This is a genomic window from Aquimarina ulvae (assembly GCF_053613295.3).
Genome location: NZ_JBSIBP030000004.1, coordinates 25,588 through 45,608, shown reverse-complemented (window position 1 = coordinate 45,608; position 20,021 = coordinate 25,588). Strand labels below are relative to the sequence as shown.

Annotated in this window: 18 protein-coding genes; 9 read left to right on the top strand and 9 right to left on the bottom strand. The window is 35.5% G+C overall.

Annotated elements, in window-relative coordinates:
• Positions 1–15 precede the first annotated feature (15 nt).
• The 8 genes from ACWGOQ_RS09995 to ACWGOQ_RS09960 all read left to right on the top strand — a co-directional run bounded on the left by ACWGOQ_RS09995 (position 16) and on the right by ACWGOQ_RS09960 (position 8,898).
• A complete protein-coding gene (locus tag ACWGOQ_RS09995) occupies positions 16–960 on the top strand; it encodes an N-acetylornithine carbamoyltransferase (protein ID WP_452058342.1) in 945 nt (314 codons plus the stop codon).
• A 3-nt stretch (positions 961–963) separates the two neighbouring features.
• Entirely contained in the window at positions 964–1,749 is a 786-nt protein-coding gene (gene argB / locus ACWGOQ_RS09990) for an acetylglutamate kinase (RefSeq protein WP_452058343.1), read from the top strand.
• A 153-nt stretch (positions 1,750–1,902) separates the two neighbouring features.
• Positions 1,903–2,940: a M20 family metallo-hydrolase gene (locus tag ACWGOQ_RS09985; RefSeq protein ID WP_452058391.1), complete on the top strand. Its 1,038-nt coding sequence runs from the start codon at positions 1,903–1,905 to the stop codon at positions 2,938–2,940.
• A gap of 56 nt (positions 2,941–2,996) precedes the next feature.
• Positions 2,997–4,274, top strand: coding sequence for an argininosuccinate lyase (argH, locus tag ACWGOQ_RS09980; protein WP_452058344.1), 1,278 nt, complete (start codon positions 2,997–2,999; stop codon positions 4,272–4,274).
• 185 nt (positions 4,275–4,459) lie between these two features.
• Positions 4,460–5,773, top strand: a complete 1,314-nt coding sequence (locus ACWGOQ_RS09975) for a sugar porter family MFS transporter (RefSeq protein ID WP_452058345.1) — start codon at positions 4,460–4,462, stop codon at positions 5,771–5,773.
• Between the two features lie 56 nt (positions 5,774–5,829).
• A complete protein-coding gene (locus ACWGOQ_RS09970; protein ID WP_452058346.1) occupies positions 5,830–7,380 on the top strand; it encodes a glycoside hydrolase family 32 protein in 1,551 nt (516 codons plus the stop codon).
• A 2-nt stretch (positions 7,381–7,382) separates the two neighbouring features.
• A complete protein-coding gene (locus ACWGOQ_RS09965; protein ID WP_452058347.1) occupies positions 7,383–8,276 on the top strand; it encodes a carbohydrate kinase family protein in 894 nt (297 codons plus the stop codon).
• A gap of 112 nt (positions 8,277–8,388) precedes the next feature.
• Positions 8,389–8,898 (top strand): hypothetical protein, encoded by a 510-nt coding sequence (locus ACWGOQ_RS09960; protein ID WP_452058348.1) that lies wholly within the window; start codon positions 8,389–8,391, stop codon positions 8,896–8,898.
• 57 nt (positions 8,899–8,955) lie between these two features.
• On the opposite strand, the gene ACWGOQ_RS09955 is transcribed toward ACWGOQ_RS09960, so the two are convergent.
• From ACWGOQ_RS09955 to ACWGOQ_RS09925, 7 genes are all read right to left on the bottom strand, one after another.
• Positions 8,956–9,756: a 3-keto-disaccharide hydrolase gene (locus tag ACWGOQ_RS09955; RefSeq protein ID WP_452058349.1), complete on the bottom strand. Its 801-nt coding sequence runs from the start codon at positions 9,754–9,756 to the stop codon at positions 8,956–8,958.
• Between the two features lie 11 nt (positions 9,757–9,767).
• The gene (locus ACWGOQ_RS09950) at positions 9,768–10,820 is read right to left on the bottom strand and encodes a sugar phosphate isomerase/epimerase family protein (protein ID WP_452058350.1); all 1,053 of its coding nucleotides are present in this window, start codon (positions 10,818–10,820) and stop codon (positions 9,768–9,770) included.
• 101 nt (positions 10,821–10,921) lie between these two features.
• Entirely contained in the window at positions 10,922–12,070 is a 1,149-nt protein-coding gene (locus tag ACWGOQ_RS09945; RefSeq protein WP_452058351.1) for a Gfo/Idh/MocA family protein, read from the bottom strand.
• Between the two features lie 143 nt (positions 12,071–12,213).
• Entirely contained in the window at positions 12,214–13,446 is a 1,233-nt protein-coding gene (locus ACWGOQ_RS09940) for an MFS transporter (protein WP_452058352.1), read from the bottom strand.
• A gap of 13 nt (positions 13,447–13,459) precedes the next feature.
• Positions 13,460–14,455 (bottom strand): sugar phosphate isomerase/epimerase family protein, encoded by a 996-nt coding sequence (locus ACWGOQ_RS09935; RefSeq protein WP_452058353.1) that lies wholly within the window; start codon positions 14,453–14,455, stop codon positions 13,460–13,462.
• Positions 14,456–14,488: 33 nt separating this feature from the next.
• Positions 14,489–15,127 carry a gluconate 2-dehydrogenase subunit 3 family protein gene (locus ACWGOQ_RS09930; RefSeq protein WP_452058354.1) on the bottom strand — a complete coding sequence of 213 codons (639 nt, stop codon included), beginning with the start codon at positions 15,125–15,127 and terminating at the stop codon, positions 14,489–14,491.
• A 10-nt stretch (positions 15,128–15,137) separates the two neighbouring features.
• On the bottom strand, positions 15,138–16,829 hold the full coding sequence (locus ACWGOQ_RS09925) for a GMC oxidoreductase (protein ID WP_452058355.1): 1,692 nt from the start codon (positions 16,827–16,829) through the stop codon (positions 15,138–15,140).
• A 331-nt stretch (positions 16,830–17,160) separates the two neighbouring features.
• Here ACWGOQ_RS09925 and ACWGOQ_RS09920 point away from each other — a divergent pair, with 331 nt between their 5' ends.
• Positions 17,161–18,051: a hydroxypyruvate isomerase family protein gene (locus tag ACWGOQ_RS09920; protein ID WP_452058356.1), complete on the top strand. Its 891-nt coding sequence runs from the start codon at positions 17,161–17,163 to the stop codon at positions 18,049–18,051.
• Positions 18,052–18,055: 4 nt separating this feature from the next.
• Here the strand turns inward: ACWGOQ_RS09920 and ACWGOQ_RS09915 are convergent, their stop codons facing one another.
• Together ACWGOQ_RS09915 and ACWGOQ_RS09910 are read right to left on the bottom strand one after the other, a co-directional pair.
• Positions 18,056–18,412, bottom strand: a complete 357-nt coding sequence (locus ACWGOQ_RS09915) for a hypothetical protein (protein WP_452058357.1) — start codon at positions 18,410–18,412, stop codon at positions 18,056–18,058.
• Between the two features lie 67 nt (positions 18,413–18,479).
• Positions 18,480–20,021 carry an acyl-CoA carboxylase subunit beta gene (locus ACWGOQ_RS09910; protein WP_452058358.1) on the bottom strand — a complete coding sequence of 514 codons (1,542 nt, stop codon included), beginning with the start codon at positions 20,019–20,021 and terminating at the stop codon, positions 18,480–18,482.

The window sequence follows — 20,021 nt, the reverse complement described above, 5'->3', positions numbered from 1 at the left end:
CTATAAGGAATATATATGAAAAATTACTTTTCAATGAATGATATCGACTCACTAGAAACGTGGGTAAAAGAGGCGATTGAGATAAAGAAAAACCCTCTATCGAATAAAGTATTAGGTAAAGATAAAACTATTGGTTTGCTGTTTTTTAATCCTAGTCTACGTACGCGTTTAAGTACGCAGAAAGCCGCCTTGAATCTTGGAATGAATGTGATCGTAATGAATTTTACAGGAGAGGGTTGGTCGTTAGAATATGAAGATGGAACAGTAATGGATCAAGGCAATTCAGAACACGTCAAAGAAGCTGCCCAGGTAGTATCTCAGTATTGTGATGTATTAGCAATCAGAGCATTTGCCAAATTAGAGAATAGGAAGGATGATTATGAAGAAAAAATATTAAAGAGTTTTATGAAGTATGCCAGCATCCCTGTAATCAATATGGAAAGTGCTACAGGGCACCCTTTACAAGCATTAACGGATGCTATCACAATAACAGAATATAAACCAACGTATAAACCAAAGATTGTATTATCATGGGCACCGCATCCGAAAGCTTTACCACAAGCAGTCGCTAATTCTTTTATAGAAATGGTACAGCAAATGGAAGCAGATGTTGTAATTACCCATCCTATGGGGTTTGAGTTAGCCAGCCAGATTACTAAACAGGTGCCCATTGATTACAATCAAGAAAATGCAATGAAAGAAGCAGATTTTGTGTATGTAAAGAATTGGAGTTCTTATGCGGATTACGGTACATCGTCCGAGGATCAAAATTGGAAAATCACACAAGAGAAAATGAAATTGACAAATAATGCAAAGTTTATGCATTGTCTACCAGTAAGAAGAAATGTTGTAGTAGATGATGCTGTAATTGATAGTAACAACTCAATTGTAATTGAACAGGCAAACAACAGAACCTATGCAGCCCAGTTAGTTTTAAAGAAAATACTAGAAAAAATTTGAAGTATGAAGACAAAGCAAGAGTTGTTAGTTGCTAAAATAGGAGGAAACATTATTGAAGACCAGAATGCCTTAGATTCATTTTTGGCAGATTTTTCTAAGGTAAAAGGTCCTAAAGTTTTAATTCATGGCGGAGGTAAATCAGCAACCAGGTTAGCTTCAAAACTAGGAATAAAAACAGAAATGATCGATGGTAGAAGAATAACTTCAGCAGAGAACTTGGAAATTGTAGTAATGACGTATGCAGGTTGGTTAAATAAGAAAATAGTTGCTGGTTTGCAAAAATATCGTTGCAATGCTTTAGGAGTAACAGGAGCCGATGCAAATCTGATCATCGCAAAGAAAAGACCTGAACAATTTGTTGATTATGGATACGTAGGAGATGTTACAAAAGTAAATGGTAAAACATTAAAAGGGTTTTTAGAGTTAGGAATAACTCCTGTTTTTTGCGCAGTTACACATAACACTAATGGGCAATTGTTTAATACGAATGCAGATACCATCGCTTCAGAAATAGCTTCAGCTATGGGCACTTATTATGATGTTTCACTTTTCTATTGTTTTGAATTAAAAGGCGTTTTAGAAAACATCGAAGATAAAGATTCTGTAATAGAACATATTGATTTAGAGAAATATACAGAATTAAGAGATGCAGAAGTGATTGCCGATGGGATGCTACCAAAACTAAAAAATTGTTTTGATGCGTTACAGAAGGACGTTCGCAAAGTGCATATTGCGAATGCAGATTTTATAAAGGATAATACCATAAAACACACAACTCTAAGTCTTTAGTTCTCCGAGTGAGTTAGAGGTGTGTTTTTAATTTTTAAAACATAAGAAATGGAAAAGTCAGAGAATAAAAAGTATAAATCACAAATTGATGGTGGAGATAATCAACTGTCAATACCTGGTACTTCAGATATTCAAAAACTAACAGACAAGGCGATGAGGCTTTTGCATACATTGATCGAAACACAATCCTTTTCATCAGAAGAAGAAGGAACCGCTAAACTGATAGAAAATTGGTTTCGTGAATATGGCATTCCTTTCGAAAGAGAGAATAATAACATTTGGGCTTATAATAAATATTTTGATGAAACTAAACCTGCTATTTTACTGAATTCTCATCACGATACTGTAAAACCTAATGGTAATTACACCAATGATCCATTCCGGGCATTCGTGAAAGATGGAAAATTATTTGGATTAGGAAGTAATGATGCCGGAGGATGTTTGGTTTCATTAATTGCCACATTTACGTATTTCTATGATAAAGAGAATTTGAACTACAACATTGTGATAGCTGCTACTGCAGAAGAAGAGAGTAGTGGTCCATTGGGGTTAAAAAGCATCCTACAACACTTAAAAAATGTAGAATTTGCAATTGTTGGAGAACCAACACTAATGCAATTAGCGATAGCAGAAAAAGGATTGCTAGTATTGGATGTTTCTGTAAAAGGAACGGCTAGTCATGCAGCACACCCTAATGACGATAACGCAATTTATAATACACTCAAAGTGATCGATTGGTTTAAGAACTACACCTTTGAAAAAAGTTCTGAAACTTTGGGTAAAGTAAAAATGACGGTGACACAGATAGATGCGGGGAATCAGCATAATGTAGTACCTTCTCATTGTAATCTGGTTGTGGATATAAGAGTAAATGATCACTATAAAAATGAAGAGATTTTAGAAGTAATTAAAAAGGCAATGCCTAACAATGTGGATGTAAAACCCAGATCATTACATTTAGGTTCTTCGTCCATACCAAAAGATCACCCTATTGTGAAATCAGGAATTGCTCTAGGACGAACAACGTATGGGTCACCTACACTTTCAGATCAATCAGTTTTAAACTGTCCGTCCCTAAAATTAGGCCCCGGAGATTCCACAAGATCCCATTCTGCGGATGAATTTATACATGTAGATGAAATCGAAGAAGGTGTAGAATTATATATTAAAATTTTAGAAGGAATAGTTTAAAAAATAATATCATTCCAGCGCAGGCTGGAATCTAATAAATAATAGAGAACAACGAAATGAAACTTTGGGATAAAGGATTACCAACAGACGAAAAGATAGATATGTTTACTGTCGGAAATGACAGACAACTGGATTTGGTGATCGCTAAATATGATCTAAGAGCAACCTTAGCACACACCAAAATGTTGCACAAAATAGGATTATTATCGGATCAGGAGATTTCAGCAATAGCTATAGAACTAGAGATTCTAACAAAACAAATTGAAGCCGGAACCTTTATAATCGAAGATCAGTTTGAAGATGTGCATTCTAAAATAGAGTTTGAAATCACAAAAAGGATTGGAGACGCCGGAAAAAAGATTCATACTGCAAGATCCAGAAATGATCAGGTTTTAGTAGCGATGCACCTATATCTCAAAGATGAACTGATACAAATAAAATCTCAGGTTAAAGAACTATCACAAAATCTATTGGATTCTGCAGAAAAATATAAAGAAATACTGTTACCTGGATACACGCATCTTCAGATTGCCATGCCTTCTTCATTCGGATTATGGTTTTCTGCATATGCAGAAAGTTTCATAGATGACTTATATCTTGTGAATGCAGCATTAAAAGTAGTGGACCAAAACCCATTAGGTAGTGCAGCTGGATATGGAAGTTCATTTCCAATAGATAGAGAGTTTACTACAAAAGAACTTGGCTTTGAAACGCTCAAATTTAATGTTGTGGCTGCTCAAATGAGTAGAGGTAAGTCCGAAAAATCAACAGCTTTTGCAATGAGTAGTGTGGCAGCAACACTATCTAAATTGGCAATGGATGTATGTTTATATATGAGTCAGAATTTTGACTTTATGAGCATTCCTTCAGAATTGACTACTGGTTCCAGTATTATGCCACATAAAAAGAATCCGGATGTTTTTGAGTTAATTAGAGGGAAATGTAACAAAATCCAAGCATTACCTTATGAATTAAGTATGCTGACAAATAATCTACCAAGTGGTTACCACAGAGATTTGCAATTACTCAAAGAAGGAATTGTACCTGCAATTCAGGATGTAAAAGCATGTTTAGAAATGGCAATCTATGCACTAAAAAGTGTAACTGTCAATGAAACTATTTTAGAAGACCAAAAGTATGACTATCTATTTAGTGTAGATACATTAAATGATTTAGTCATGAAAGGAATGTCGTTTAGAGATGCATATGTAAAAATCGGACTGGATATTGAAAAAGGAAATTATAAGCCAGAAAAGGATACAAAGCACAGTCATACTGGTAGCATAAATAATTTGTGTTTAGATAAGATCAAAGAAAAACTAGCATCTATTTGAAAAAGTAACACAAAAATATTGAAGAGAAGTTGAAGCAGTTAATTGAGTGTAAGTTGAGTTAGTTTAATTTTTTTTTGTTTCAACCTAGACCCTCAACGGATTAGTTAACCGTTGAGGGTTGTTTTTAAGTATTCATTCCAGTTCAAAAATGGTATCTTTAAAGAGTAATCAATATACTGTTTGGCATGAATAAGCTTTTACTATGGTCAATTACTGCTGCTCTTGCAGGTTTCCTTTTTGGTTTTGATACAGTTGTAATATCAGGAGCGGATAAAAAATTACAGGAATTATGGAGTTCTTCAGATGCTTTTCATGGCTCTATAGTGATGGCAATGGCACTATGGGGTACGGTAATAGGAGCTATTTTTGGTGGTATTCCGACTAATAGTATTGGAAGAAAAAAGACATTGTTTTTTATTGGTTTACTATATTTTGTCTCGGCTACAGGTTCAGCACTAGCAACAGAGCCTTTAAGTTTTGCTTTTTTTAGATTTATAGGAGGCCTGGGAGTAGGAGCATCCACGATTGCGGCACCAGCTTATGTATCAGAGATTGCACCGGCAAAAGACAGAGGACGATTGGTGTCTCTGTATCAATTTAACATAGTACTCGGAATTTTGATAGCATTTATTTCCAATTATTTATTAAATGATATTGGAGAAAATGCTTGGCGATGGATGCTTGGGGTAGAAGCTATTCCAGCTTTTTTATATACAATTTTAGTATTACAAATTCCTAAAAGCCCTCGTTGGTTAATCTCTAAAGGAAAATTTGACGAGGCTCAAAATACACTGAAGGTTATTAATGTAAATGTTCATTTTGAAGAATTTGTTCAGGAGATACAGGAGAAGGATGCAATACCTGTAAAAGAGCATATCTTTCTTAAAAAATACAGATTCCCCCTTATTTTGGCATTTTTGATTGCCTTTTTTAATCAGTTTTCAGGGATTAATGCATTTTTGTATTATGCACCAAGAATTTTTGAAGAAGCTGGTTTAGGAGAAGAAACAGCTTTGCTAAGTAGCATTGGCATTGGGGTTACGAATCTAATTTTTACGTTGCTTGGGGTTTTCTTAATAGATCGTTTAGGAAGAAGGCTTTTGATGTATGTAGGGTCTATTGGGTATATTATATCGTTAAGTCTTGTTTCAATGGCTTTTTTTTATAATTGGCAGGGAATTTCTGTACCTATTTTTCTGTTCATTTTTATAGCTGCTCACGCAATAGGGCAAGGTACGGTAATCTGGGTGTTCATCTCAGAAATTTTTCCGAATCATCTCAGAGCTTCGGGACAGGCTTTTGGTAGTTCAGTACATTGGTTACTTGCTGCCATCATCCCCTCGTTAATGCCATTGTCCATTTCAGTTTTAGGAGCAGGAAATGTTTTTCTGGTGTTCGCACTAATGATGATATTACAGTTGTTTTTTGTTATCTTTATGATGCCTGAAACAAAAGGGTTTTCTTTGGAACACTTAGGAAATAAATTGTCAAAAAAATGAATCTGAATGTCAGAAAAATTCATATTACAGTTTACAGTTTTGCTATAATATTTTTTGTGTCTTGTAAAAAAGTAGAAAGAGTTAAGAATCCTGAACCAATGGTTAAGAATGTTATGAGTAGTAACGAAGAACAATTATATAGACCTAACTTTCATTTTACTCCAAAAGCAAACTGGATGAATGATCCTAATGGGATGTTTTATCTAAATGGGACGTACCATTTGTTTTTCCAATATTACCCTAATGATAATGTATGGGGTCCGATGCATTGGGGGCACGCGGTCAGTGAAGATCTTGTAGATTGGGAAGAAAAAGAGATAGCCATATATCCCGATAGTCTGGGTTACATATTTTCGGGGAGTGCCGTGGTTGACAAAAAAAATACTTCAGGATTAGGATCAGATAGTAACCCTCCTGTAGTAGCTATGTATACATATCATGACCCAGTGGGTGAAGAAAATAAGAGGATAGATTTTCAGACTCAGGGAATAGCATATTCTATCGATCAGGGAAAAAATTGGACAAAGTATACAAACAATCCAGTTATTAACAATCCCGGAATTAGAGATTTTAGAGATCCTAAGATAATTTGGGATAAGGAATATCAGCAATGGTTAATGGCGCTTGCTGCAGATGATAAGGTAAAGTTTTATACTTCTCAAAATTTAATTGATTGGTCGTTTTTATCAGATTTTGGTCAAGATATAGGTGCTCACGGGGGCGTGTGGGAATGCCCCGATTTTTTCCCGATGAAAGTTGGTACTACCGGAGAAGAAAAATGGGTATTGCTTTTAAGTATCAATCCGGGCGCTCCTAATGGAGGTTCAGGAACTCAATATTTTGTTGGAGATTTTGATGGGACAGTATTTGAATTAGATACTAATTTTAAAAATCAAATTAATAAAAATCAAGCAGTCTGGCTGGATTATGGAAGAGATAATTATGCTGGTGTAACGTGGTCTGGAATTCCTGATGAAGATGGAAGAAAACTTTTCATAGGATGGATGTCGAATTGGGATTATGGACAGCAAGTTCCTACCTCATCGTGGCGAAGCTCAATGACAGTTCCCAGAGCATTAACATTACATAAGAATCAAGAAACATATAGATTGCTTTCTTATCCTGTAGCAGAATTAAATAAGTATCATACAAAAACTGCGGTTAGAGTCGAAGGGCTTACTGTGAAAAAAAATAAGGTTTTATTTAAAGCTGAAGAAGCTGAATTGAGTTCTGCTGATATAATGTTGACTGTAGAGGATTTGACTAAAAATAAACTTTCTTTTATACTCTCTAACGATAAACAGGAAGAGCTAAGATTTGGGTTTGACCCTGATTGTGAATGCTATTTCTTAGACAGATCAAAAGCAGGTAAAGTGAATTTTTCTGATAAATTTGTCAACACCTTTTCAAAAGCACCTTTTGATAATAAATATCTTGACTGGAAATTGAGAGTATTGCTCGATAAAACCTCTATAGAAATATTTATTAATCAAGGAGGCGTAACTATGACAGAAATTTTTTTTACAGAGCATCCTTTCAATACTCTTTCTGTAAAATCTGATTCAGAGTTAAATATTAAAGAACTAAGTATTAATCTGCTAAAGTGATTATGAATCAAAAAATAACCTGTTTCGGAGAAGTACTTTGGGACATATTTCCACACCACAAAAAAATTGGCGGCGCTCCGCTTAATGTGGCCTTACGGTTAAAAGCAATGGGAATTAATTCTTCCATTATCTCCAGAGTTGGTGTTGACGACCTGGGACACGAGATTGTTACACATTTAGCTAAAGAGGGATTGTCGTTAGAAACGATCCAAAAGGATTATCAGTATCATACAGGAGAAGTTTTAGTTATGCTGGATAATGAGGGTGTAGCTTCTTATGAAATAAATAGTCCGGTTGCCTGGGATTTTATTCACCTTACCGAACAAGCTGTAGAGGATGTTAGAATATCTGATGCTATTATTTTTGGTAGTTTGGCCGCCAGAAATGAAGTGTCAAGAAAGTCATTGTTCCAGTTGTTGGATAGCGCCCAATTTAGGATTCTAGATATTAATCTACGCCCACCTCATTACAATTCCGAAATATTATCTGAATTAATGAAACGAGCTGATTTCATAAAATTGAATGATGAGGAACTTGATGAGATTTGTAATTATTTTGAAGTAAAAGAAACTTCGTTGCAGGAACAGATAAAAGCAATAGCAACATATACAAATACAGACCAAATGTGTGTGACTAAAGGAGGAAAAGGAGCCACATTATTTTATAAAGGGTCTTTTTATCATCATCACGGGTATAAGGTTGAAGTAGTTGATACTGTGGGTGCTGGAGATTCCTTTTTGGCAACATTGATTTCTAAATTGTTAAGTGGAAGTAAACCTCACTTAGCTATAGAATATGCCTGTGCGATAGGGGCTATGGTAGCAGGAAGTGAAGGCGCGAACCCTATTTTCTCGGATAAAGAGATCCAGAATTTTATTACCAAACAACGATCATAATCAAAGGTGTAGTTTTGTACTTTAAGATTTTGTATAGAAAACACAACTAATCTAAGGGTAGGGTAATGTATAGTTAGAACGTTTTAATACTATCAACTAAAACTAACTACATATGAATTTATTTATTGGGTACTCTATCAGGCTTGTTACTTTTCCCGGATTGATCTTAAAGGCAGTTGTCAACAGATTGATATGCAATATGTTGGGATTGCAAGTACAAAAAGTAAACTATCTGGCGCTGGATAGTAATGTTTTATCTGTTGAACATGAAAAACCACGTAGCTATACATACGTTTTAGCGATGGTATTCATTCCCTTCTTGGAAATGTCTTTAGTAGCAATGATTTTGTTTAATCTTGGAAAATATTTAATTCCTACTAATGAAGTTATCTTTTTATGGTTGGGAATTTCTATAGCAACCCACGCCTTTCCCGAATCGGGTTTTGGAAATTTATTTTTCAAAAAAAGTTTGAAGCAAATTAAAGGAGGGAATTATATGGCAGCTTTTAATCTACCTTTAGCTATACTAATGAAAATAAGTACAAAGCCATATTTCTTTTGGTTGCACCTACTATATAGTACCTTATTGTATTTTTTGGCTATTTATACATTGGGGATCTAAAAAACAATCTGTCTGCAAAATTAACACAGGATTTTGGGTTCACTAAAAAATTAGAATTTAAATTTCTCTAACCCAAATATTCCGGTAATGCACAGGATTGCTATGGTCTTGTAATTTGATAGGACCCTTTGTATGTGGTTCGTTTTTTGGAGGGCCGATATACTCCGTGCTCCCCAGAATTTCTACGTGATCTTGTACCAAAACTCCGTTATGGATCACAGTAAACGTTCCTGGCTTTATTTTTTTACCATCTTTACCAAATTCAGGCGCATGAAAGATAATATCATAAGTCTGCCATTGATCATTCGGTTTTGTAGCATTCACCAATGGTATATGTTGTTTATATATTGCAGTGGCTTGTCCGTTGGCATAAGTACGATTTTGATAGCTATCTAAAATTTGTACTTCATATTTATTTTGAAAGAACACTCCACTGTTTCCTCTTCCTTGACCTTTTCCTTCTACGACGTTGGGAGCTTTCCATTCCAAGTGTAATTGGACACTTCCAAAATTTTTCTTTGTTTGTATGTCTCCAGTTCCTGATTTTACAGTCATCGTTTTATCAGCATTGATTATCCAACCTGCTGCGGTAGAATCTTTTGTTGAGACCCACTGATCTAAATCACTTCCATCAAACAGTACCAATGCATCAGAAGGTATATCCATATCATTAAAGGAAATCGTTTCTGGCTCTGGATCCCAGACTTCAGTTTCTTTAGGATCGGTAATTTCTTTTTTCGGAGTAGAGTTCACATCTTCAGTGGTAGTATCAACCGTAGTATTATTTACTTCTTTTTTTTTCTCATTACAAGAAATAAATGTGGTTATACTAAGAAATAGACATAGTAGTTTTCTCATTGTTTTGTTGATTATAATCCTAATATTTTTTTAAGTTGCTCTTTGTCAATTTCTGCTCCAGCAAAATCATCAAATGCTTTTTGCGTAGCTTCAATAATATGTTTTTGAATAAAAGGAGCACCTTCTTTGGCGCCTTGCTCTGGAGATTTAATACAACATTCCCATTCCATCACCGCCCAAACATCGCAACCATATTGTGTTAGTTTGGAGAAAATTGTTTTAAAATCGATTTGACCGTCCCCAGGAGAGCGATATCTTCCTGCTCGGTCAATCCAATCACTATATCCTCCAAAAGCACCTTTTTTACCAGTTGGGTTAAATTCGGAATCTTTTACATGAAACGCTTTAATAAATTCGTGATAGTTGTCTATATATCCAAGATAATCTAATTGTTGTAGAACAAAATGACTGGGATCATATAAAATATTTACTCTTTTATGGTTTCCTGTGGCTTCCAAAAAACGTTCAAAAGTTACACCATCGTGTAAATCTTCACCGGGATGAATTTCATAACAAACATCTACACCTTGTTCATCAAAATGATTCAGAATAGGTAACCAGCGTTTCGCCAATTCTTCAAATCCCATTTCGACTAATCCGGCAGGACGTTGCGGCCAAGGATGGAAGGTATGCCATAATAGTGCTCCAGAGAATGTACCGTGCGCTTTGATGCCTAATCGATTACTAACAGTTGCTGCATTTTTGACCTGATTAATGGCCCATTCTGTTCTTTTCTTCGGGTTATTTTTACAATTTTTAGGTGCAAAATTATCAAACATCAAATCGTAGGCAGGGTGCACTGCAACCAATTGTCCTTGTAGATGTGTTGATAATTCAGTTATTTCTAGACCGTAATCGGCAATTTTACCTTTCAACTCATCACAATAAGTTTGACTTTCTGCAGCTTTATCAAGGTCGATTAATCGGGTTTCCCAAGTAGGAATTTGTATGCCTTTATAACCCAGATCTGATGCCCACTTACAAAGTCCATCAAGTGAGTTAAAAGGTTCTTTATCATCCATGAACTGCGCTAAAAATACTGCCGGGCCTTTTATTGTTTTCATTTGATTAGTTTTATCTGTCATAATATTGTGCGGAGTGGAAAAATAAGAAATAATTTCTAATCTCTTGACTCCGTTCGAGAAGATCGCAAATAAGGTTTTATTTATGTTAATTTTATCCAACTGGCATTGCTCTGACTACTTTCTACCGCTGCGTATATAAACCTCATTCCTCTCACACCATCTGTTACCGTTGGGAAATCTGGATTAGTTGAAATTTCCTTTCCGCTTTTTACACGTTTCAATTCTTTAGCAAAACTTCTATAAATAGTGGCAAAACCTTCAAGGTACCCTTCGGGATGCCCTGCTGGTATTCTAACGTATTTAGAGGATTCTGGATACGTGCCATTTCCATCAGGAGTGTAAATTTGTTTAGGTTGTTCTAACCATTTCACAATAAGTTGGTTCGGTTTTTCCTGATACCATGCTACACTACCCTTAGTACCATAGATTTTAACTCCAAGATTGTTTTCTTCACCGGTAGCTATTTGCGAAAAAGACATAATTCCTTTGGCTCCGTTTTTGAAACGAAGCAAAATATTACCATCATCATCCAGGCTACGTCCATCTCCAAACGCAGTCAGATCGGCTGCAATGGCTTCAATTTCATTTCCTGTAATATATTCAACTAGATTTTCTGCATGCGTGCCAATATCTCCCAATGCACCGCCAATTCCTGAACGTTTGGGATCCACTCTCCATGAAGCTTGCTTTTGACCTGTTTTTTCTACAGCTGTAGAAAGCCATCCCTGCAGATAGTGCACATTAATTTTTCTGATTACTCCAAGATCTCCTTTGGCAATCATAGCTTTTGCCTGTTTTACCATAGGATAACCAGTATAGTTATGTGTTAAAGCAAATACTTTTCCTGAGGATTTTACGATCTTTTCTAGTTCAATAGCTTCTTCCATGTTTAGAGAAAGAGGTTTGTCACAAATTACGTGAAAACCGTGTTGTAATGCCATCTTTGCTGGTGAAAAGTGCATATGATTGGGCGTTACAATAGCTACAAAATCCATTTTCTTTCCTTCTGGAAGCTTCGCTTCTATTGTAATCATTTCTTCAAAACTTCCGTAGGTTCTATCATCTGGTATTCCTAGTTCCTTTCCAGAAGCAATACTTTTTTCTTTGCTAGACGAAAACGCTCCACAAACTAAATCAATCATTCCGTCGATACTGGCAGCTTTACGATGTACATCTCCTATAAAGGAACCCGTTCCTCCACCGACCATTCCCATTTTAAGTCTGGACATTTTTTAAATCTTATTTTAATTAAAACTAATGTTAGATGTTCAAATCCAACTATTAAATATATATACTCATAAAAATAGTAATTAAAAGTGTTTAATACTTTTTTAAAGTAGCATTATTACTGCGTACTAAACACTTTGTTACTTTACTCTTTATATTCTATTTTTTCATTTTTGAAGAAGATGGCAAACAATACCATGACTGCGGCTGCAAAAATTGCAGGGAATATCCAAATGCTATTCCAATTGTGTTGCCCTTCAGATACTAAATTAGCATCAGTGATTTTTCCAGCTACATAAAATCCGATTAACATACCCAAGCCATAGGTGGCTAATGTGATTAGACCTTGGGCGGCACTTTTAAACTTTTCTCCTGCTTTAGAATCCGTATAAATCTGTCCTGAGACAAAGAAGAAATCATAACAGATACCATGCAATGCAATCCCTACTAGAAGCATAAAAGCAAGTTCTCCTGAATTTCCATATGCAAATAATAAATATCGAATCGTCCAAGCTATCATACCTACTAATAAAGTTTTTTTGAAGCCAAATTTTTTAAAGAAAAAGGGTAGTAATAACATGAAAAGTACTTCAGATATTTGACCAATAGTCATTTTAGCTGCAGGATTGGCTACTCCAATTTCACCCAAAAACTGTCCAGCGTGTTGATAATAAAAGGCGAGAGGGATACAGATCAAAATAGAAGCAAGAAAAAACATTAAGAAGTTCCTGTTTTTTAGAAGTTTTATGGCGTCTAAACCCAAAATATCTGAAATAGTTACTTTTTTTTGGTCTTTACTAACTTTGGGAGGTGTTTTAGGTAATGTAAAACTGAATATGCCTAATATACCAGAGGCAACGGCAGTCATCAAAAAAGTGTTTTTCAGCATTCCAGATGCTACCCCTTCAGTAGAGTCCCAATTAAAAACATAACTAATAACCAGTCCGGCAATAATCCATCCTATGGTTCCAAAAACCCTTACAAAAGAAAACTGTTTTGCTGGGTCAGTCATCTGATTAAAAGATACAGAGTTAACTAAAGCCAAGGTAGGCATGTAAGCAATCATATACCCCAAAACGTAAGGATAAAAAACTGAAAAATCGGTTGCGTAAGCCATTTGATACATCAAAAGAGCACCGATAAGATGTAAAATTCCTAAAATTCTTTCTGCATTGAAGAACCTATCTGCAATAAGTCCAATAATAAAAGGAGCAATAATAGCTCCCCAGGATTGGGTAGAGTATGCCATAGCAATTTCTGCACCACTGGTTTTTAAAGAATTTGGCAAATAAATACCCATCGTTACAAACCAGCCACCCCAAATAAAGAATTCCAAGAACATCATAAGGGATAACTGAAACTGAATAAATTTACTCATAATGAATGGTTGGTTAATTTAGTTGTTTGGATATATTGGTCAATAAGTCTCGTGTTGCGATGATCCCTTCGATTTCGTTTAATCGTGACCCTTCATACTCTACGCCGATATAGCCTTGATACCCTGATGCTTTTACAATCTCTAGCATCTTTTTATAATCAATGGTTGTTTCATTTCCATCAGCATCAAAATCGTAAGATTTAGCACTAACTCCTTTAGCATATGGCATCATTTCATCAATTCCTTTATACTTAGGATATTCTTTAACACATTTGGCACCCCATCGTTCACCTCCTTCGCGTTTCAGGCAGAAATTACCAAAGTCAGGAAGCGTACCACAATTTGGTTTATTTACATTTTGCATTACTTTAACAAGCAAAGAAGCATCGGAAGAAAGATACCCATGGTTTTCCACAAGCACATTGATACCTTTGGTGGCCGCATAATTTGATAATTTGGTGAGACCGTCTGTAGCAACTTCTACCCATTTTTCGGGATCATTCGTCCCAAATAAATTAACTCGTATAGAATGACAACCTAAAAACTGTGCTGCATCAACCCATTTTTTATGATTCTCTACAGTTTGATTTCTTTCTTTTTCATCAACAATAGCTAAATCTCCTTCGCCATCTACCATAATTAACAGATTCTGTATATTATGTTTTTCACTCTGGATTTTCAGGGAATCCAAAAGTTGCTGTAATGCTTTATCGGGGTCTTTTGCATCTTTATAAGAATTGGTATACAACTGGCTTACATACTCGATACCTGTAAAACCTAATTCTTTAGCTTTCTTGGCAAAATCTATTGGATCTAATTTTCCGGATTGTATCTCTTTATGCAACGACCATTGTGCTAATGATAACTCAAAAAATGGTTCTAAATCTTTTGGTTGTTCAATAGTTTTTTCCTCTTCCTGTTCGACTGCTGTGGTGTTTTCTGCAGTCTTATTTTTACAGGAACTGATAACTAGTAAGCATATGAGCCCCTTTAAGATGGTTTTATTCATAATTGTAATCGTAAGTTTAGTTAGATAATAATTTTATAGAGCCCAGTCTTTTCCACCGGTTAAGTTTTGAATTGTATCACAACCAATATATTCTCCTGGAACTGGTAAGTAATTAAGAACATTTTCGGCAATATTTTTAGAGGTTTTAAAACCATAAATAGATAAACTCCTCACCGACGAAAGGTAATTAAATGCAATTGCTTCCCGAGGAACATTTGCTAAATCTTCTGGAGTTTTTACCTTAGAAATTGCTACCCAATACTCTTTTTGCTTTTCTTTGGAGAGTTTAAGATACTTAGCTAATAATGCCTCATATTCTTCTGTAGTAACATCATCTATGCTTTTTTCTTCACTTACTCCCAATTCTTTCATAATTACACCGGCTCCGTATTTAAACATTTGTGCCTCTTCTTCTTCTTCAACAGCATTATTGACATATTTATCAATAAACATAGGTATGTGTAATGATTTTGCACCAGAGATATCCGTTTCGGGAATGATGAGATCTACAATTTGTTCTAATGCTTTTCCTTCATCTATAGATAGAAGTTCTGGTGTCCAATCTAATACATACTCTTTTTGGCAACTTTGTAAAAGACTAAATATTGTAGGAGTTACGGCAATATAACCTGCTGATAATCCGATATTCTTTAATACTTCTCTTCTGTTCATAGTACTAAGATTAAGCGTTTTTTTGTATTTGTTTTGCAGCGTGATCTGCTGCTCTGGCAGTAAAAGCCATATAGGTCAAAGAAGGATTTACACAACTCGCTGATGTCATAAAGGCCCCATCGGTAACATATACATTGGGTACTGCATGGATTTGATTGTGTTCATTGAGAACTGAAGTTTTGGGATCTTTTCCCATCCTTGCTGTACCCATCTCATGTATTCCCAAGCCTGGCGCTCCGATATCATCCCAAGGTCGAACATCAGTAAAACCTGCTTTGGTAAGCATATCCGTAGCCTGTAGGATCATATCCTTACGCATTTCTAATTCATTTTCCTTGAATTCTGCGTCAAAGGTTATTGTAGGTAGTCCCCATTCATCCAATTCATTGTAATCTAATGTCATTTTGTTTTCGTGGTAGGGAAGGCATTCACCAAACCCCATAAGACCTACTCGCCATCCTCCTGGTTCCAGAATTTTTTCTTTCAACTCTTTGCCATATCCAAGTTCTGCTATCGTCTCTTCCCAATTAGATCTGCTGGCTCCTCCTTGGTATCCATATCCACGTTTGAAGCTCTTTTGATCCGTTTCCCCTCCAATATTTCTAAAGCGAGGAATATAGATACCATTAGGACGTCTACCTTTGAAATATTTATCTTCAAATCCATTATATTTTCCAGTGGCACCTGCTTTAAAATGGTGATCCATGATATTATGCCCCAATTCACCAGAATCGTTACCCATACCATTAGGAAAGCGGTCTGATTTAGATTGCATTAATATACTTGCAGAGGCGATTGCTGATGCGCATAAGAATATAACTTTAGCCTTGAACTGAGTTTTTTCTTTGGTCAAAGTATCTATAACTTCTACACCAGTCGCCTTTCCTGTTGTGTCATCATATAGCACCTGATGCACAATAGAATTGGGACGTAATGTCATGTTACCAGTCCTTTCTGCAGCAGGTAGTGTTGAAGAATTACTGCTGAAATATGCACCAAAAGGACAACCTCTCATGCAACGGTTTCTATACTGGCAGTTCATCCTTCCTTCGAAGGTTTTTGTTCCTGTGATATGCGCTGTTCTTCCTATAGTAAGAAGGCGATCATCATAGTTTTCTGCAATATTATTTTTTAAATGATCTTCCACACAGTTTAACTCCATTGGAGGTAAAAACTGTCCATCTGGTAATTGTTCTAGACCAAGCTTTTCTCCACTAACTCCAATAAACTCTTCTACTTTATCATACCAGGGAGAAATGTCCTTATAACGTACCGGCCAATCTATGGCAATTCCCTCTTTTTTATTTGCTTCAAAATCAAAATCACTCAATCTATAACTTTGTCTCCCCCACATGAGTGATCTTCCACCCACGTGATATCCTCTAATCCAATCAAAACGTTTGGTTTCATTGTAAGGGTGTTTTAAATCATTTACAAAGAAATGGCGATGTGCTTTATCGGTTACATAACCTGTACGATGTTGTTTAGGCTGTTCCGCTATCTCTTCTCTTGACGGTTGACCTCGTAATTCAAAATCCCAAGGGTCATTATTAGCTGTAGTGTAATCATCGATATGGGTGACCATACGTCCGCGCTCCAGAACGAGTGTTTTGAGTCCTTTTTCACAAAGTTCTTTGGCAGCCCATCCACCACTAATTCCTGTTCCTACGACAATAGCGTCATATTTAGGTTCTTGTTCCATACTTTTTTTGGTATTTTCAGACAATCTGTAATTAAATTTCACAGCGTATTTTCATGATATGAAATCGCTCATTAGATTTATATTGTTGTTGTACAATATGTGTAAAGCTTATATAGGCTTTAATTATGGTTCTGATAGTAGTTCTATTTGTCTGTTTTCTTCTTGTTCGGGAAGAAATTCGCTACTGCTATCATATGATGATAACACATAGCCAAAGAATATGCAGCGAACAAATTCTGGTTCTAATATAAGAAGTTTGTTTCTTTTTTAGCAATACAATTAACAAATCATTAGTTAAATTTATAGATTAATTAAAAATAATTCAAAACTAATGTCAAAAGTTAATCGAAGAAAAGCTATAAAGAATTTGTCCTTAAGCCTAGGTGCTTTAGGCTTTGGAGGAACTCTGTTGGCTCAACCCGGATCTGATAATGACTTACATTCATTTCAGGGTGATTTAAAAGGAAATATTAATCATTCAGTATGTCGGTGGTGTTATCAGAATATTCCACTAGATGAATTTTCCGAAAAATCTAAAGACATAGGTATAAAAGCGATTGATTTATTAAAACCTGATGAGTGGGATATCATTAAGAAATATGGGCTAAGTTGTTCTCTAGCCACAGATACGTTCGCAAGTATAACAAACGGCTTTAATGATCCAAAGAATCATTCAGAATTACAAAGTAAGTATCAAAATTTAATTTCAAAGGCATCTCACCACGGAATTAAACAGGTAATTGTTTTTTCTGGGAATCGGAACGGTATTTCTGATGAAAAAGGCTTGGAGAACTGCGCTAAAGGGTTGGATTTTTTGGTAAAACATGCAGAGAAGAATAATGTAACGTTGATTATGGAACTGCTTAATAGCAAATTTGACCATAAAGATTATCAATGCGATCATACGTTATGGGGCGTGGATCTAGTGGATAAAATTGGCTCGACCAACTTTAAATTGTTATATGATATTTATCATATGCAGATCATGGAAGGGGATATTATTGCTACTATTCATAAGTATAATGATTATATAGCCCATTACCATACAGGAGGTGTACCAGGAAGGCATGAGATTAATCATACACAAGAGTTGCATTATCCCGCTATTATGAAAGCTATTGTAGCTAATCAATTCAATGGATTTGTAGCTCAAGAATTTATTCCTACGTATGAAGATAGTTTAAAAGCCTTACAAGAAGGGATAATGATATGCGATGTTTAATTAATTAAGGGATCATCGTTTTTAAGTCCTGAATAACGTTTATATGATGTCTTATATAGGCAAAAAGTATAAATAAGATAATAAAAGCGACAATAAACCCTAGTAGATTTCCATTTTTACTGCTAGAAACTTTTTTGGATGTTTTTAAATAGACCTTAGATAATTTTTTTGTGTATTTAGTAACTAGTGCAAAAGCTGGTGCAAAAATGAGAATAACGACCATCATATCTATTAATACCAATAGATATCCTTCTACATTTACATATTTTTTGACATAACTAATAATAAATTGATTAATCAAAGCTGCGCATAGTACTGCAATGATATAAATGGCGAACTTAGTAAGTTGTCTTTTATTCATATGGAATCAGATCTATTCTTTTATTTTGTAAAAATAGAAAAATGTTACGGATCAACTTTAACTAATCCTATAATGGAATATTACCATGTTTACGTTTTGGGCGCTCGATTTTTTTATTTTCCAGCATTTTGAATCCTTTAATTAGTTTTCTACGGGTGTTTTCTGGTAAAATTACTTCATCAATAAAACCACGTTGTGCAGCTCGATACGGATTAGCAAACATAGCTGCATACTCGGTTTCTTTTTCAGCCAGTTTAGCTTTTGGATCATCTGCAGCTTTGATTTCTTTTCTAAAAATGATTTCACTGGCACCTTTTGCACCCATTACCGCAATTTCTGCAGTTGGCCATGCAAAATTAAGATCCGCTCCTATATGTTTAGAATTCATAACATCGTACGCTCCACCATAAGCTTTACGAGTAATCACGGTAACTTTTGGCACCGTTGCTTCACTCAAAGCGTATAGTAATTTAGCACCGTGAACGATGATACCGTTCCATTCCTGATCAGTACCTGGTAAAAATCCGGGGACATCCACTAATACTAATAATGGGATATTAAAGCAATCACAAAAACGTGTAAAACGTGCTGCTTTTTTAGAACTATTAACATCAAGAACACCTGCTAAGAACATCGGTTGATTAGCAATAATACCAATGCTTCGTCCTCCAACTCTTGCAAAACCTACAATGATATTCTCTGCATAATTTTTATGAATTTCATAAAATGAATCCTGATCAATGATTCCATTAATAACCTCGTGCATATCATAGGGTTTGTTCGGATTATCCGGAATAATACCAGATAGTATATCCCTCTTTTCATCAGATAAGGGAGAAGGTATCATTTTGGGCATTTCCTGATTGTTTTGAGGAAGATAACTCAATAATTTTTTCACATCTTCCAGACATTGCACATCATTTGACGAGGTGATATGTGCTACTCCTGATTTTGAAGAATGCGTACTTGCACCTCCCAGTTCTTCTGATGTCACTTCTTCATTTGTAACAGTTTTAACAACATTAGGTCCTGTCACAAACATATAGCTCGTATCTTCTACCATGATGGTAAAATCCGTCATCGCAGGAGAATAGACTGCTCCACCTGCACATGGACCCATAATCGCAGAAATCTGAGGTATTACACCTGATGCCTGTACATTTCTATGAAAAATATCTGCATATCCACCCAGAGATCGCACTCCTTCCTGAATTCGAGCTCCGCCAGAATCATTCAATCCGATAATGGGGGCACCAACTTGAACTGCCAGATCCATGATTTTACATATTTTCTCCGCATGTGTTTCTGATAAAGCACCACCAAAAACAGTAAAATCTTGAGCAAAAATATAGACCAACCTTCCGTCAACAGTTCCATAGCCAGTTACGACTCCATCGCCGTAAAAGATTTGGTTTTCCATGCCGAATTCAGTGGTTCTGTGCGTTACCAAAATACCAATTTCTTCAAACGATCCTTCGTCCAGAAAATAGGAAACTCGTTCTCTTGCAGTTAGTTTTTTCTTTTGGTGTTGTTTTTCAATACGTTCTACACCACCACCTACATGTGCCTGATCAATTTTTTCTTGTAACGCTTTTATTTTCGAATTCAT

Excerpts from the sequence above, each read along its gene's own strand:
- ACWGOQ_RS09995 (WP_452058342.1), top strand. The coding sequence starts at position 16 with ATGAAAAATTACTTTTCAATGAATGATATCGACTCACTAGAAACGTGG.
- argB (WP_452058343.1), top strand. The coding sequence starts at position 964 with ATGAAGACAAAGCAAGAGTTGTTAGTTGCTAAAATAGGAGGAAACATT.
- ACWGOQ_RS09985 (WP_452058391.1), top strand. The coding sequence starts at position 1,903 with ATGAGGCTTTTGCATACATTGATCGAAACACAATCCTTTTCATCAGAA.
- argH (WP_452058344.1), top strand. The coding sequence starts at position 2,997 with ATGAAACTTTGGGATAAAGGATTACCAACAGACGAAAAGATAGATATG.
- ACWGOQ_RS09975 (WP_452058345.1), top strand. The coding sequence starts at position 4,460 with ATGAATAAGCTTTTACTATGGTCAATTACTGCTGCTCTTGCAGGTTTC.
- ACWGOQ_RS09965 (WP_452058347.1), top strand. The coding sequence starts at position 7,383 with ATGAATCAAAAAATAACCTGTTTCGGAGAAGTACTTTGGGACATATTT.
- ACWGOQ_RS09960 (WP_452058348.1), top strand. The coding sequence starts at position 8,389 with ATGAATTTATTTATTGGGTACTCTATCAGGCTTGTTACTTTTCCCGGA.
- ACWGOQ_RS09955 (WP_452058349.1), bottom strand. The coding sequence starts at position 9,756 with ATGAGAAAACTACTATGTCTATTTCTTAGTATAACCACATTTATTTCT.
- ACWGOQ_RS09950 (WP_452058350.1), bottom strand. The coding sequence starts at position 10,820 with ATGAAAACAATAAAAGGCCCGGCAGTATTTTTAGCGCAGTTCATGGAT.
- ACWGOQ_RS09945 (WP_452058351.1), bottom strand. The coding sequence starts at position 12,070 with ATGTCCAGACTTAAAATGGGAATGGTCGGTGGAGGAACGGGTTCCTTT.
- ACWGOQ_RS09940 (WP_452058352.1), bottom strand. The coding sequence starts at position 13,446 with ATGAGTAAATTTATTCAGTTTCAGTTATCCCTTATGATGTTCTTGGAA.
- ACWGOQ_RS09935 (WP_452058353.1), bottom strand. The coding sequence starts at position 14,455 with ATGAATAAAACCATCTTAAAGGGGCTCATATGCTTACTAGTTATCAGT.
- ACWGOQ_RS09930 (WP_452058354.1), bottom strand. The coding sequence starts at position 15,127 with ATGAACAGAAGAGAAGTATTAAAGAATATCGGATTATCAGCAGGTTAT.
- ACWGOQ_RS09925 (WP_452058355.1), bottom strand. The coding sequence starts at position 16,829 with ATGGAACAAGAACCTAAATATGACGCTATTGTCGTAGGAACAGGAATT.
- ACWGOQ_RS09920 (WP_452058356.1), top strand. The coding sequence starts at position 17,161 with ATGTCAAAAGTTAATCGAAGAAAAGCTATAAAGAATTTGTCCTTAAGC.
- ACWGOQ_RS09915 (WP_452058357.1), bottom strand. The coding sequence starts at position 18,412 with ATGAATAAAAGACAACTTACTAAGTTCGCCATTTATATCATTGCAGTA.
- ACWGOQ_RS09910 (WP_452058358.1), bottom strand. The coding sequence starts at position 20,021 with ATGAATTCGAAAATAAAAGCGTTACAAGAAAAAATTGATCAGGCACAT.